This is a genomic window from Mycobacterium sp. UM_Kg27 (assembly GCF_000972905.1).
Lineage (GTDB): Bacteria > Actinomycetota > Actinomycetes > Mycobacteriales > Mycobacteriaceae > Mycobacterium.
Genome location: NZ_JRMM01000126.1, coordinates 1 through 12682 on the forward strand (window position 1 = coordinate 1; position 12682 = coordinate 12682).

General features: G+C 67.9%; 16 protein-coding genes and 1 tRNA gene. 10 read left to right on the forward strand and 7 right to left on the reverse strand.

The features are described from left to right. From LI94_RS17065 to LI94_RS17085, 5 genes are all read right to left on the reverse strand, one after another. The coding region (locus LI94_RS17065) for a hypothetical protein (protein ID WP_046301927.1) at positions 1 to 555 on the reverse strand (555 nt) is incomplete at its 3' end. A gap of 28 nt (positions 556 to 583) precedes the next feature. Continuing rightward, a complete protein-coding gene (locus tag LI94_RS17070) occupies positions 584 to 892 on the reverse strand; it encodes a hypothetical protein (protein ID WP_024442991.1) in 309 nt (102 codons plus the stop codon). A gap of 70 nt (positions 893 to 962) precedes the next feature. Then, positions 963 to 2216 (reverse strand): amidohydrolase, encoded by a 1254-nt coding sequence (locus LI94_RS17075; RefSeq protein WP_046301928.1) that lies wholly within the window; start codon positions 2214 to 2216, stop codon positions 963 to 965. Further along, positions 2213 to 3211, reverse strand: coding sequence for a phosphotransferase family protein (locus LI94_RS17080; protein WP_046301935.1), 999 nt, complete (start codon positions 3209 to 3211; stop codon positions 2213 to 2215). Before LI94_RS17080 ends, LI94_RS17075 begins: the two co-directional genes overlap by 4 nt. A gap of 93 nt (positions 3212 to 3304) precedes the next feature. After that, positions 3305 to 3649 (reverse strand): nuclear transport factor 2 family protein, encoded by a 345-nt coding sequence (locus tag LI94_RS17085; RefSeq protein WP_046301929.1) that lies wholly within the window; start codon positions 3647 to 3649, stop codon positions 3305 to 3307. 75 nt (positions 3650 to 3724) lie between these two features. Between LI94_RS17085 and LI94_RS17090 the strand changes: the two genes are divergently transcribed. The 5 genes from LI94_RS17090 to LI94_RS17105 all read left to right on the forward strand — a co-directional run bounded on the left by LI94_RS17090 (position 3725) and on the right by LI94_RS17105 (position 8900). After that, positions 3725 to 4429 (forward strand): response regulator transcription factor, encoded by a 705-nt coding sequence (locus LI94_RS17090; protein ID WP_024442995.1) that lies wholly within the window; start codon positions 3725 to 3727, stop codon positions 4427 to 4429. After that, positions 4407 to 5930, forward strand: coding sequence for a HAMP domain-containing sensor histidine kinase (locus tag LI94_RS17095; protein WP_046301930.1), 1524 nt, complete (start codon positions 4407 to 4409; stop codon positions 5928 to 5930). Before LI94_RS17090 ends, LI94_RS17095 begins: the two co-directional genes overlap by 23 nt. 114 nt (positions 5931 to 6044) lie before the next feature. Continuing rightward, positions 6045 to 6191, forward strand: coding sequence for a hypothetical protein (locus LI94_RS23895; protein ID WP_192830992.1), 147 nt, complete (start codon positions 6045 to 6047; stop codon positions 6189 to 6191). A 194-nt stretch (positions 6192 to 6385) separates the two neighbouring features. Then, a complete protein-coding gene (locus tag LI94_RS17100) occupies positions 6386 to 8254 on the forward strand; it encodes an alkyl sulfatase dimerization domain-containing protein (protein WP_024442997.1) in 1869 nt (622 codons plus the stop codon). A 34-nt stretch (positions 8255 to 8288) separates the two neighbouring features. After that, complete coding sequence (locus LI94_RS17105; RefSeq protein ID WP_046301936.1) at positions 8289 to 8900, forward strand: histidine phosphatase family protein; 612 nt, start codon at positions 8289 to 8291, stop codon at positions 8898 to 8900. 1 nt (position 8901) lies between these two features. On the opposite strand, the gene LI94_RS17110 is transcribed toward LI94_RS17105, so the two are convergent. Beyond that, on the reverse strand, positions 8902 to 9234 hold the full coding sequence (locus tag LI94_RS17110; RefSeq protein ID WP_046301931.1) for a lipopolysaccharide assembly protein LapA domain-containing protein: 333 nt from the start codon (positions 9232 to 9234) through the stop codon (positions 8902 to 8904). Positions 9235 to 9404: 170 nt separating this feature from the next. On the opposite strand from LI94_RS17110, the gene LI94_RS17115 reads away from it, so the two are divergent. Then, positions 9405 to 9935, forward strand: coding sequence for a putative glycolipid-binding domain-containing protein (locus tag LI94_RS17115; RefSeq protein WP_239651258.1), 531 nt, complete (start codon positions 9405 to 9407; stop codon positions 9933 to 9935). On the opposite strand, the gene LI94_RS17120 is transcribed toward LI94_RS17115, so the two are convergent. Further along, the gene (locus tag LI94_RS17120; protein WP_046301932.1) at positions 9901 to 10842 is read right to left on the reverse strand and encodes a prephenate dehydrogenase; all 942 of its coding nucleotides are present in this window, start codon (positions 10840 to 10842) and stop codon (positions 9901 to 9903) included. The two genes, LI94_RS17115 and LI94_RS17120, sit on opposite strands and share 35 nt — an antisense overlap. Before the next feature lie 84 nt (positions 10843 to 10926). Between LI94_RS17120 and LI94_RS17125 the strand changes: the two genes are divergently transcribed. From LI94_RS17125 to LI94_RS17140, 4 genes are all read left to right on the forward strand, one after another. Beyond that, the gene (locus LI94_RS17125; RefSeq protein WP_024443002.1) at positions 10927 to 11448 is read left to right on the forward strand and encodes a tRNA adenosine deaminase-associated protein; all 522 of its coding nucleotides are present in this window, start codon (positions 10927 to 10929) and stop codon (positions 11446 to 11448) included. Next, on the forward strand, positions 11445 to 11912 hold the full coding sequence (locus tag LI94_RS17130) for a nucleoside deaminase (RefSeq protein ID WP_046301933.1): 468 nt from the start codon (positions 11445 to 11447) through the stop codon (positions 11910 to 11912). Before LI94_RS17125 ends, LI94_RS17130 begins: the two co-directional genes overlap by 4 nt. Positions 11913 to 11941: 29 nt before the next feature. After that, a tRNA-Ser gene (locus LI94_RS17135) sits at positions 11942 to 12032 on the forward strand. Between the two features lie 149 nt (positions 12033 to 12181). Further along, positions 12182 to 12682, forward strand: a 501-nt coding sequence (locus tag LI94_RS17140; protein ID WP_152664858.1) for a PAS domain-containing protein, incomplete at its 3' end; no start/stop codon positions are given.

A 12682-nucleotide genomic window follows, 5' to 3' on the forward strand; every position in this document is an offset into this window, starting at 1 on the left:
CGTGGGCTCGGAGATGTGTATAAGAGACAGCTCCTTGGCGCGTGGATCGGATCGCAGCAGCGAAAGCGCCCGCGTCGCGTAGCCGGCCAGATAGATCAGCACCAGAGAAAACAGCACCCAGTATGCCCGCGCCCAGGCGCCGCCGCCCCCGAGTGAAGAGAAACCATCCGGGCGGTAGCCGGCGTCGGCGACGAGGAACACCGCCACCATCGCCACCATCGCCACCAGGACGGGCAACTGCACCTGCAGACGGAACAGCGGGCGGAATTGGTCGAAGTCGACCAGCCGGGCCAGCACATGGTAGATGTTGGCCGTGATGGCGACGACGAAGCAGATATGACCGCCTAGCTGCTGGATGTTCCAAATCCGGGTGGCATGGTGCAGCGCCGGGCCCACGGTGTGGGCTGCCCAGGGCGACATCATCACGAGAGCGACGGTTTCCAGTGCGATCGATACGGTGATGCCGATCTCCCACCGTGACCACCAGGTATCACGGCGCACCCACAGGGCGTACAGCGCCACCAGCACGGTGACGGCAATTAACGCCGACGTCATACGTCGACGGTACTTGCTGGGGGCACTCCTAGACGGGGGGTTTGTCCAGATCCGCCTTCAGATCACCCAGCCGCAGCGGCCGCGGCGAGGACTCCAGGTATTCAGCGACGGCGTCGTGCTCGATCAATCCGAACCGTACCTGCAGATCGACGGGGTTGAGGCCGAAGTACCGGGCAACTCGGATCAGGTTATCCGCGCTGATCAGTCGGCCCTCATGGGCCGCCTTATAGTAGGCGGATTTGCGATAGCCGAATGCCTCGTAGACCTCGGTCGCTCCTAGCGGCCTGCCCACGAGGTAAGGCAACACGACGGTTGGGTCTTTGTGACGATCGTCCACAGCAATAAACCTTAGCTCGTCTTCGTGGACCGCACAAGTATTTCTGAAACTCGGCGGAGTCCAATTACTACTAGAACCGACTGGGAGTAAGCAATTCAAGCATTGCACGGGCTGCAATCCTGGTTCCGACCGGGATGGCGGAAAGGTCGACCATATAGTCCGGCGAGTGCGGTGTGTAGGGGAACATTTGCCCCCTTTCCGCGGACTTGGCGTGTACCTGTGGGTCGGCCACCCCGACCAGCAGATATGCCAGCGGCACGTCGGTGTGCGGCCCTTTGAGCAGGTGACAGTCCTCCGAGCCGGTCAGCGCCGGCAGCTCGCGCACCACATTGTCCGGGCCGAGCAGGTCGCCCAGCGCGATCGCCACCCGGTCGGTCAGTGCGGTGTCGTTGACCAGCGGGGTGGCGCCACCGGCCATGGTGATCTCCGGCAGCCGGTCTTCGGGCATGCCGTAGCTGCGCGCGATGCCCTCGCAGATCGTCCGAATACGGGTCAGCATCGTTTCGCGCACAGCGGGGTTGAACCAGCGCAGGTTGACTTTGAGCAGTGCGCGGTCCGGGATGACGTTGTAGGCACTGCCGGCCTGCACCGAGCCGACAGTCAGCACCGCCGTCTCGCTGGGGGCGACAGCCCGGCTGACAATGCTCTGGAACTGCACGACCGCCTGCGCCGCCATGAGTACCGGGTCAACGGCCAGCTGGGGCATCGACCCATGCCCGCCGACGCCGTGGAACACGATGTCGAGCTGATCGGTACCGGCCATCCGTTCTCCGCCGACCGCGGCGACCATGCCGACCGGTACGGGCGCGGTGTGCATCGCCAGGAAAGCGTCCGGTCTGGGAGCGACGTCATAGAGGCCCGCGTCGATCATGGCTTGGGCGCCGGTGATCAGTTCCTCGGCGGGCTGTCCGATCAGCACCGCGGTGCCCGACCAGGAATCGGCGGTCTCGGCGAGCACCTTGGCCAACCCCAACATCCAGGTCACGTGCGCGTCGTGGCCGCACATGTGTCCGAGTGCCGGGTTGCTGCTGGCGTAGTCCAGGCCGGTGGCCTCGGGCACTGCCAGCGCGTCCATGTCGGCCCGGTACATCACTACCGGGCCTGGGCCGTTGGATAGCACCGCCACCACGCCGGTGCGACCGATCCCGGTGGTCACCGTGAAGCCGAGGTTGCTCAGGGCCTGCGCGGCGGTCCGCGCCGTGCGCACTTCGTTGAAACCCAACTCGGGGTTGCGATGCAGGTCCTTGAAGATGTCGACCAGACGCCGAGTGTCGGCCTTAACAATGTCGTCGATGCCGGCGACGTAGTTGCGCTGGTCCGTCATTTCGCGCTCGCCATCCAGGTCTGGGCCCGGTCGAAGAGCCAGACGGCGGCCTCGTGCAACTGATCGCCCACTTCCTTCTGTGCCATGCCTGCCGACGCCCGGGCCAGGGTGCCCTCGATCACGATGGCCAGCTTGAAGGCGGCCATCACCGTGTACCAGCCGATATGCGTCAGATCGCGGGAGCTGCCCGCGGCGTAGCGCTGCACCAGGTCATCGGGGGAGGCCAGCCCGTCCATGCCGGTCAGCGTGTGGCTGAACACGCTGGACCCGTCATCCTGGCGCCAGGTGGCCAGCAGCCAGCCCAGGTCCAACAGTGGATCCCCGATGGTCGACATCTCCCAGTCCACGATCGCCGCCACCTCCGGTCCGGTGGGGGAGAACATCACGTTGGCCGCGTGATAGTCGCCGTGCAGGATCCCCGGCTGCCAGGACGTCGGCACGTTGCGCTGCAGCCAGTCGGCGACGTCGTCGAGTCCGGGCAGGTCGGGCCCGGGGTAGTTCTCGAACTGCCGGTAGGAGTCCAGTTCGGAAAGCCACCGCGGCACTTGGCGTTCCAGGAAGCCGTCGGGTTTGCCGTAGTCCGCCAACCCCACCGCGACGTGGTCGAGCGCACCGAGCTTCGCCAGCGCGTCGGCCATCGACAGGCCCATGCCGTGCCGGACCTCCGGGTCGCCGGCGTGCAGCGCGGGCAGTTCCCCACTCGCGTTGAACCCGTCGACCGGCTCCATCAGGTAGAACACCGCGTCGCCGAGCACCGCCGGGTCGTCGCAGACCGCGATCAGTCCCGGATGGGGCACGTCGGTGCCGGCCAGCGCGCCCAACAGCCGGGTCTCCCGCAGCATCACCGCGTTGCTGCGCGGTCGCAGATGCCGTGGGCCGCGCCGCAACACGTAGCTGCGGCCGGATCGGTCGAACGCCAGCATGACGTTCTGGGTGCCGCCGGACAGTTCGGTGACGTTTTCCAGCGGGCCCTCGCCCAGGTTCTGGGCGGACATCCAGTCCGCGACCGCTTCGAGGTTCACGGGGGGAAACCTAACCCGTCAGCCCGCAGCGATTCAGTGGTTTCGCGGGCCCCGTTTCCAGCGGTGTCAGCTCTTGGGGCGGACCTGCTGGGAGATCGTCTGCACCCGGATCGAGTCGTCGTCGAACAGGAAGGTGTCCACCCCGTCGACGCCGAAACCCACTGCGTCCAGCGTCCATTCCAGCAGCAGCACATTGCCGCTGTAGGTCTGCGACTTGATCTCGAAGTTCGCGTCGGCCAGTGCGCCGGACAGTTGGCTGAACGCGGCCCGGATTGCGCTGCTGCCCTGCGCGACGCCGGCCGACGTGATCAGCTCCGATTCGTCGGTGTAGTCGATGAGTAGCTCGTCGACGTCGCCGGCGAGCAGAGCCTGGAGATGGTGGTCGAAGATTTCCTGCGGTGAGCGTGCCATGCGATGAAGATATCGGCGCGACGGACATACTGGAACATGATGTCTGCACCACGAGGGTCGGTCGAACGTGTCCTGATGACGCGCGCCGACGGCACGCCCATCACGGTGCTGGTGGTCGACGACGAGACGGTGCTGGCCGAGATGGTGTCGATGGCGCTGCGCTACGAAGGGTGGACCACCGCGACCGCCGGTGACGGCGCTGCGGCGATCGCCGCGGCCAAAGCGGAACGTCCCGACGTCGTGGTGCTCGACGTGATGCTTCCCGACATGAGCGGACTCGACGTCCTGCACAAGCTGCGGGAGATCAACCCGCGGTTGCCGGTGCTGTTCTTGACCGCCAAGGACGGGCTGGAGGACCGCCTTGCGGGGTTGACCGCCGGCGGCGACGACTACGTCACCAAGCCGTTCAGCATCGAGGAGGTGGTGTTGCGGCTGCGGGCGCTGTTGCGCCGCGCCGGGGTGAGCACCGCCGAGGCCGGCGCCCAGATCGTGGTCGGTGACCTGGTGCTCGATGAGGATTCCCATGAGGTGACCCGGGGTGGTGATCCGATCACGTTGACATCCACCGAGTTCGAGCTGCTGCGTTACCTGATGCACAACGCCAAGCGGGTGCTGTCCAAGGCACAGATCCTGGACCGGGTGTGGGACTACGACTTCGGCGGCCGGGCCAACATCGTCGAGCTCTACATCTCCTACCTGCGTAAGAAGATCGACAACGGCCGACCACCGATGATCCATACGCTGCGCGGTGCGGGCTATGTGCTCAAGCCGGCTGGGTAACTCGCGGCGACCCGGCCTCTGGCGTACCTGGTCGCTGAGGGCGCGACTGCTGGCCGGTCAGATCGTGCTGCTCACCGTGGCCTGCCTCGGTATCGGCGCGGTGACGGAGCTGGCCCTCTACCAGTATCTGGTAGCTCAACTCGACCATCAGCTCTCCGACGCCGCGCGCCGCTCGGCGCGGCTACACGGCCAGCCACTGCCGCCGCTCGCGCATCGGCACCACCGGCCGCGGCCGGGGCCCGGCCCGGACTTCCTGGACGCGCCGGGCCAGCCGGCCGGCATGGTCGGTGCCGTGATGGCAGGCCGGACCGCTCCCGGCACCGGCCAGGACGTCGAGGCTGGGTATCTGAGCATCTCGGGTCAGCGCGAGGAGCTGAGTGCTTCCGCCACAACACGATTGACCGATGTGTCGGCCGGAGAACCACCGGTGACACGGCGTCTCGATGGCGTGGGCCGCTACCGGGTGGTCGCCACCGCCGCTCGCCGCGGTGACGACGTGATCGTCACCGGGCTGCCGCTGGCCGGGGTGGACGACACCATGGTCCGGGTGCTGCTGATCTTCGGGCTGGTCACCCTGTTCGCGGTGGCCGCGGTGGCCACCGCCGGCAGTGTGGTGATCCGGCGGGCACTGACCCCGCTGCGCCGCGTCGCACAGACCGCCGGCGAAGTCGCCGGCCTGCCGTTGGATCGCGGTGAGGCGACGCTGCCGGTGCGGGTCGCCGAATCCGACGCGAACCCCCGCACCGAGGTCGGACAACTGGGCGCCGCGGTCAACCGGATGCTCGACCACATCGCCGCCGCGCTGTCGACCCGCCAGGACAGCGAGACCCGGGTGCGTCAGTTCGTCGCCGACGCGAGTCATGAGCTGCGCACGCCGCTGACTGCGATTCGCGGTTACACCGAATTGGCGCAACGCATTCCGGTATCCGACGGTGCGGACTCGCAAGCCCTGGCTCACGCGTTGAGCCGGGTGCAGTCCGAGACCGAGCGGATGACGCAGCTGGTCGAAGACCTGCTGCTGCTGGCCCGCCTAGATTCCGGCCGTCCGCTGGAGCACGAACAGGTGGACCTGTCCCGAATGGCGGTCGACACGGTCAGCGATGCCCACGTCGGGGGCCCGGACCACCAGTGGCAACTCGAGCTGCCCGACGAGCCGGTGACGGTGCCCGGTGACGCGGCCCGGTTGCACCAGGTGGTGGCCAACCTGCTGACCAACGCCCGCGTCCACACCGGCCCGGGAACCGTGGTGACCCTTCGGTTGGGTGTCGACGGGGGTGAGGCCGTACTCAGCGTCACCGATGACGGCCCGGGCATCCCCGCGGAGTTCCTGCCGGAGATCTTCCAGCGGTTTGCCCGCGGGGACACCTCCCGCTCGCGCAAGGGCGGCAGCACCGGGCTCGGGCTGGCGATCGCCGCGGCGGTGGTCCGGGCGCACCGCGGGACCATCGATGTCACCAGCGAGCCCGGCCGTACCGCGTTCACCGTGCGGCTGCCCCGCTAGGCCCGTTTTTTCCGCGAGGGAGCGTGTTTGTACGGCAACACGCCGGTTTTGACGTACAACCGTGCACGCTCGCCCCGGGGTTTGTACCCGCCGCGCGGCGGGTAGGCGAACCGCATGAATCCAGAACTGCCACCCGAACCGGGCCGGCCCGCGGAGCCGCCGGAGCGACTGGTGCCCGCGGACCCGCCGGAACGACTGGCGCCCGCCGAGGTGCCCGAGCGGCTGGTTCCCGAAGACCCGCCCGACTCACCGGAGAAGTGACCCATGCGTGCTGAAGAAGGCGACGAATCCCGCCGCTCCGTCCGACACCAGCCCACGAGGCCCGGGAGGCCCGCGACCGCGTCGCCCGCCCGTCGTGGCCGACGCGGCTGCGTAACGCACTGACCTCGCTGCGCCGGCGCCACTAACGCGCGAACCCGCCTCGCGGCACAGCGTCGGGTGGCAAGCTGGGCGCCATGGAAAACCAGCCGGTGAGTGCAACGATCGAAGCTGCCCACGCCGAGCACCGCAAAGCGCTGCCTTTCAGTGACACAACAGATTTCGCCGATGCAGACCGGGGCTTCATCGCCGCACTGACGCCGTGCGTCATCACCGCCGCCGACGGCCGGGTGGTCTGGGACAACGACAGCTACAACTTCCTCGCCGGAGAGCCGCCGACGTCGGTGCATCCGTCGTTGTGGCGCCAGTCCCAATTGGCGGCCAAGCAAGGCCTCTACGAAGTGGTCGAGGGCATCTATCAGATCCGTGGCTTCGACCTGTCCAACATCACCTTCGTCGAGGGCGAGACCGGCGTCATCGTCATCGACCCGCTGATCTCCACCGAGGTTGCCGCCGCAGCGCTGGCGTTTTACCGCGAACACCGTGGGAATCGTGCGGTCAGCGCCGTTATTTATACCCACAGCCACGTCGACCATTTCGGCGGTGTGCTGGGCGTGACCTCGCAGGCCGACGTCGATGCCGGCCGGGTGGCCGTTCTCGCCCCCGAGGATTTCGTCGAACATGCGGTGTCCGAGAACGTCTACGCCGGTACCGCGATGACACGGCGTGCCGCCTACATGTACGGCACTGTGCTGGCGCGCGGTCCGCAGGGGCAGGTCGGCTGCGGCCTGGGCCAGAACACCTCGACCGGGGAGGTGTCCGTCATCGTCCCGACCATCGACATCTCCCGCACCGGCGAGACTCATGTGATCGACGGTGTGCAGATCGAATTCCAGATGGCGCCGGGCACCGAGGCGCCGGCAGAGATGCACTTCTACTTCCCGCAATTCCGGGCGCTGTGCATGGCCGAGAACGCCACCCACAACCAGCACAACCTGCTGACGCTGCGCGGGGCGCTGGTCCGCGACCCGCGTGCCTGGGCCGGATACCTCACCGAGGCCATCGACACCTTCGCCGGGCGGGCCGATGTCGTCTTCGCCTCGCACCACTGGCCGACGTGGGGCACCGAGCAGATCGCGGAATTCCTCGGCCTGCAGCGCGATCTGTACGCCTACCTGCATGACCAGACGCTGCGGCTGCTCAACCGCGGCTTCACCGGAGTCGAGATCGCCGAACAGTTCCAGCTGCCGCCCGCGCTGGAAAACGCCTGGCACGCCCGCGGCTACTACGGCTCGGTGAGCCACAACGTCAAAGCCGTCTACCAGCGGTATCTGGGCTGGTTCGACGGCAACCCGGCCCGGTTGTGGCCGCACCCGCCCGAAGCGCTGGGACCCCGCTACACCGCGGCGCTGGGCGGCGTGGACCGCGTCGTCGAACTGGCCGAAGCGGCCTTCAACGACGGTGATTTCCGTTGGGCGGCAACCCTGCTCGACCATGCGATGTTCACCGACGCCGACCACGCCGGCGCGCGCAGGCTCTACGCCGACACACTGGAACAGCTGGCCTACGGCGCGGAGAACGCCACCTGGCGCAACTTCTTCCTCTCCGGCGCCACCGAGTTGCGCACCGGCAACTTCGGCACCCCCACCCGGGTCGCCTCGATGGCGCTGCTGTCTCAGCTCAGCGCCGAGCAACTCTTCGACAGTCTGGCGATCCGGATCAACGGGCCGCGAGCCTGGGAGCTGGCGCTGGCCCTGGATGTCTCGTTCGCCGACACCGGGGTCAACTATCGCCTCACCCTGCGCAACGGGGTTCTCGTGCACCGCAAGACGCCGGCCGACCCGGACAGCGCGGACGTCACCGTCACGGCGCCCACCAAGCTGGCACTGCTGGCGGCGCTGCTGGGCAACGGCGGACTGGAGGTCTCCGGCGACTCGAGCGCCTGGGCGCACCTGCTCGGTGCACTGGACAACCCCGACCCGAACTTCAACATCGTCACCCCGTGAGGCCGGGCCGAACTGGCACCTTAGGGTGGCAGACGTGCAGTTGCTGCTGATCCGCCATGCCCTCCCGCTGCGCAGCGAGTACGGCCAGGGCTCGGACCCCGAGCTGTCCGAGACCGGCTTCGCTCAGGCGCAGCGCCTGCCGGACGCGCTGACCCGGTTCCCGATCACCCGGCTGGTCAGCAGCCCGCAGCGTCGTGCGATCCAGACCGCTGAGCCGCTGGCCGCGCGGCTCGGGCACAGCGTCGACATCGATGAGCGGTTCGCCGAGTACGACCGCGACCTGGCCGGCTACCTGCCCATCGAACAGCTGCGTACCGAGCGGCCCCAGGACTGGGCCCGGATGGCGCAGGGGCACCTGCCCGCCGACGTCGACGAGGCCGCGTTCTGCGCCCGAGTCGCTGACGCGGTGGCCGACGTGGTGGCCGGCTCCGCGCCCGACGACACGATCGCGGTGTTCAGTCACGGCGGCGTGATCAACGTGATCCTGCACCAGGTTCTGGGCACGCAGCGGTTGCTGTCGTTTCCCATCGACTACGTATCGATCACCCGACTGCTGTACTCGCGCTCAGGGCAGGCCGCGGTGGCAGCCACCAACGGCACCGAGCATGTCTGGGACCTGCTCCCGCGCAATCAGGCCCGGTTCTGATCTACCGCTGAGCCGCCAGGGACTTCTTGGCGGCGCGCCGCAACTGATAGATCCGCGCGGTACCGACCAGGGCGGTCACCAGCCCGCCGCAGATCGCCGCCAGCAGGATGGCCACTCCCGCGGGCAGGCTCCACGTCCAGGTCAAAAACGCCAGGTCGACTGGGCCGGTGTTCTGGGTGATGAACACCAGCAACACGATCAGCACCAGAAAACCGGCGATCAGTGCGGTCCACAGCGCGCCGGCGCGGGTCAACGGCATCGCCGCGGGCGCCGGCGGAGGGCTGCTGGTTTCGCCATGATGGGGGTCGATGGGCACGCTCGGGTCGCTGCTCATGTGGCTATCTTGCCGCGCGGGATCCAGAAATCAATGAGTTCCGGTGAGTTTGCGCACCGGGGGTCGTGACTGCGGATCGGGGGCCGGTCGCTTACGGTGGATCGGTGAGTGCAGCCCCGTCCGGCCAGTGGCCGGCGATTCTGACCTGGCGGGCGCCCGACGCCCCGCGGATGGAATCGGTACGTGTGCAGCTGTCCGGCAACCGGATCAGGGCCAATGGCCGAATCGTGGCCGGGGCCACCGCCGACCACCCGGCGTTCGGCGTCTATTACGACCTGCACACCGATGAGTCCGGCGCCACCAAACGGTTGGGGCTGACCGTCTCGCTCGCCGAACGGGAACGTCAGCTGGTGATCGCCCGCGATGAAGAGAACATGTGGCTGGTCACTGACGCCCGGGGACAGTCCCGCGCCGGCTACGACGGTTCCCTGGACATCGACATGCTGTTCAGCCCGTTCTTCAACACCTTGCCGATCCGGCGGGCCCGGCTGCAGGAGCGGGCGGCGGCGATCACCTTGCCCACGCTGTACCTGAACCTGCCCGACATGTCGGTGGTGGCGGCGACCGCCAGCTACAGCAGTGCCGAGACGCGTTCCGGCATCAAGGTGATCACGCCGGGAACCGACCCCGGGGGCACCACCGTCACCGTCGATGCCGACGGTTTCGTCATCGACTATCCCGGGTTGGCAACGCGGATCTGATCACCCCGCCGGCCCGGCCGGCAGCGGCCAGCTCCCGGCGCCAATCCTTTGCGCCGACGACGACCGTGACGATCTCGCTGCGGGGGAAATTGTCGTAGCGCGTGCGGGCGGCGTGCCCATGATTGACCAGTTCGGCCACCGAATCCGAGGCCGAAAGCGAATCGCGCGCGTCGGCCAACAGCGCGATCACGCGATCCAGCGCCGGCAGCAGCCGCTGCCAGTTGGCCTCACACATCGCCCGGACCAGATCCGGTGCTGTTCCGGCCACCCGGGTGCCGTCGCGGAAGGACCCGGCGGCCAGTGCGAACGCCAGCGGTACGTCGGCCGCGGTCACCGCCAGCGCCTCAGCCATCAGATGCGGCAGATGAGAGATCGCGGCCGCGGCCGCGTCGTGTTCCTCTGAGCGGGCCGGTACCGCCAGCGATCCGCAGTCCAGAATCAGGTCCAGTACCTCAGCGAACACCCCCGGGTCCACGTGGTCGTCCACGCTGATCACCCACGGTGCGCCCTGGAACAGCTCGGCATGCCCGGCCGGCCAGCCGGAGTGGGCGGTCCCGGCCATGGGATGACCGCCGACGAAGCGAGCCTGCAGTCCGGCGGCGGTGATCTCGTCGAGCACCGGGCTCTTGACGCTGGTGACGTCGGTCAGGGGGCATTCGGGTGCCAGCCGGCTGATGGGGCCGAGCAGCATCGGCAGCGCCGGCACCGGGACGGCGATCACGATCAGCGCACCGGTCGCCGAGGCGCGCTTCAGGACGGTTTCCAGCTCGGTGGTGGCGTCGAATCCGTCGGCGACGGCGGCGTTCACCCCGTCGGCCGACCTGTTGTAGCCGAACGTCGTCCGGCCTGCCGCCGCGGCCGCGCGCAGCACCGAACCGCCGATCAGGCCGAGTCCCAAAACGCACACCGGAGTTTTCACTGTGCTTACTGCCACCTGTCCAGGTTGGCACACGCTGGTCAAGGGCGTAGGCGGCGACTACCGTAGGCGCCCATGGGAGCACAGAGCTCGTCTGCACCGGGCCGGCCGGCCGAGACGCTGGACGGCTTCGGAGTGGCTGTTGTGCGTGAAGACGGCAAATGGCGTTGCACGTCGATGCGTGCTGCGGCCCTTACCAGTCTTTCCACAGCAGAGACCGAGCTTCGTGAACTGCGCAGCGCCGGAGCTGTATTCGGCCTGATCAATGTCGACCACGAGTTCTTCGTGATCATTCGTCCGGGCCCGGCCGGCACTCGGCTGTTGCTTTCGGATGCCACCGCGGCCCTGGACTATGACCTGGCCGACGAGGTGCTCGAGGAGATCGACGCCGACATCGACGCCGACGACTTGGAGGACGCCGATCCTTTCGAAGAGGGCGATCTGGGCGTGCTGTCCGACATCGGCCTGCCCGCCGCGGTGCTCGGCGTCATTCTCGACGAGTCCGATCTGGCCGTCGACGAGCAGTTGCACCGCATCGCCAACGAGATGGGATTCGATGAGCAGCTCACCGCGGCGATGCCGCGACGCAGTCGGTGAGCGCCCCGCTCACCGACGAGGACCTGATCCGCGCGGCCCTGGCGGCCGCCGGCCAGGCCGGTCCCCGCGACGTGCCGGTCGGTGCGGTGCTGGTCGGTCCCGACGGCACTGTGCTGGCGCAGGCGGCCAATGCGCGCGAAGCTCTGGGCGATCCGACCGCGCACGCCGAGCTGCTGGCCATCCGCGCTGCCGCCGCCGTCCTCGGTGACGGATGGCGGCTGACCGGCGCGACGCTGGCCGTCACCCTGGAGCCCTGCACCATGTGCGCGGGGGCGCTGGTGGCCGCGCGGGTGGAACGGCTGGTGTTCGGGGCCTTCGAGCCCAAGACCGGAGCGGTCGGTTCACTGTGGGACGTGGTGCGGGATCGCCGGCTCAATCATCGCCCGCAGGTCCGTGGCGGAGTGCTCGCCGCCGAGTGTGCTGCACCACTGGAAGCGTTCTTCGCCCGGCAGCGATTGGGCTGATGGCCCCCTCGTTGGGTACGCTGTCCCGCGGTGGCGTGTCCGAGCGGCCTAAGGAGCACGCCTCGAAAGCGTGTGTGGGGTAACCCCCCACCGAGGGTTCAAATCCCTCCGCCACCGCCACATGATGAGTCGTCTCATCAGTTACGGATTGCCCCGGCTTCGGCCGGGGTTTTCTGTTTGTGGTGTCACCTCGTGGCCGGGCTGATGCTTCGCCACCGATACCATCTGCGGGGTAGGGGGCTGGCAATTAGGGAACAGTGGCTGCTGCAATGAAATTGCCAGGTAAGGACCGCTTCGATGAGATGGCGCGGGGGCTGGACCAGGGTCTGTCAACCGGGGCTTTCCTGCTGCTGGATCGCGACCTGCGGATCCGGGCGGTGAGCGCGGAATACGAGCGGATATCGCTGCGCCGACGCACCGAGCTGCTGGGCGACTTCCTGTTCGACGCCTTTCCGGAGAACCCCGGTGACCCGCAAGCCAATGGCAGATCGAATCTCGAGGCGTCGCTGGAGACCGCGATGCGCACGGGTCATCCGCACCGGATGTGGCTGCAGCGTTACGACGTTCGCGACGATCTGCGCACTCCCGATAAGTTCGTGCCGAAGGTGTGGAAGCCCTGGAATGAGCCGCTGCTCGACCACGGCGAGCTGTTAGGCGCGGTGCACCACGTCGAGCCGGTCACGCAGGTCCAGCAGGCGGTTGCCACGATGCAGCGCGCCCTTGAAAACGGTGCGTGCTGGTCGCCGGCAGAGCTGCTGCGGGTCTTGAGC

Coding starts and splice junctions, on each gene's coding strand:
- LI94_RS17075 (WP_046301928.1), bottom strand. CDS start 2,216: ATGACGGACCAGCGCAACTACGTCGCCGGCATCGACGACATTGTTAAG.
- LI94_RS17080 (WP_046301935.1), bottom strand. CDS start 3,211: ATGTCCGCCCAGAACCTGGGCGAGGGCCCGCTGGAAAACGTCACCGAA.
- LI94_RS17085 (WP_046301929.1), bottom strand. CDS start 3,649: ATGGCACGCTCACCGCAGGAAATCTTCGACCACCATCTCCAGGCTCTG.
- LI94_RS17090 (WP_024442995.1), top strand. CDS start 3,725: ATGACGCGCGCCGACGGCACGCCCATCACGGTGCTGGTGGTCGACGAC.
- LI94_RS17095 (WP_046301930.1), top strand. CDS start 4,407: ATGTGCTCAAGCCGGCTGGGTAACTCGCGGCGACCCGGCCTCTGGCGT.
- LI94_RS23895 (WP_192830992.1), top strand. CDS start 6,045: ATGAATCCAGAACTGCCACCCGAACCGGGCCGGCCCGCGGAGCCGCCG.
- LI94_RS17100 (WP_024442997.1), top strand. CDS start 6,386: ATGGAAAACCAGCCGGTGAGTGCAACGATCGAAGCTGCCCACGCCGAG.
- LI94_RS17110 (WP_046301931.1), bottom strand. CDS start 9,234: ATGAGCAGCGACCCGAGCGTGCCCATCGACCCCCATCATGGCGAAACC.
- LI94_RS17115 (WP_239651258.1), top strand. CDS start 9,405: ATGGAATCGGTACGTGTGCAGCTGTCCGGCAACCGGATCAGGGCCAAT.
- LI94_RS17125 (WP_024443002.1), top strand. CDS start 10,927: ATGGGAGCACAGAGCTCGTCTGCACCGGGCCGGCCGGCCGAGACGCTG.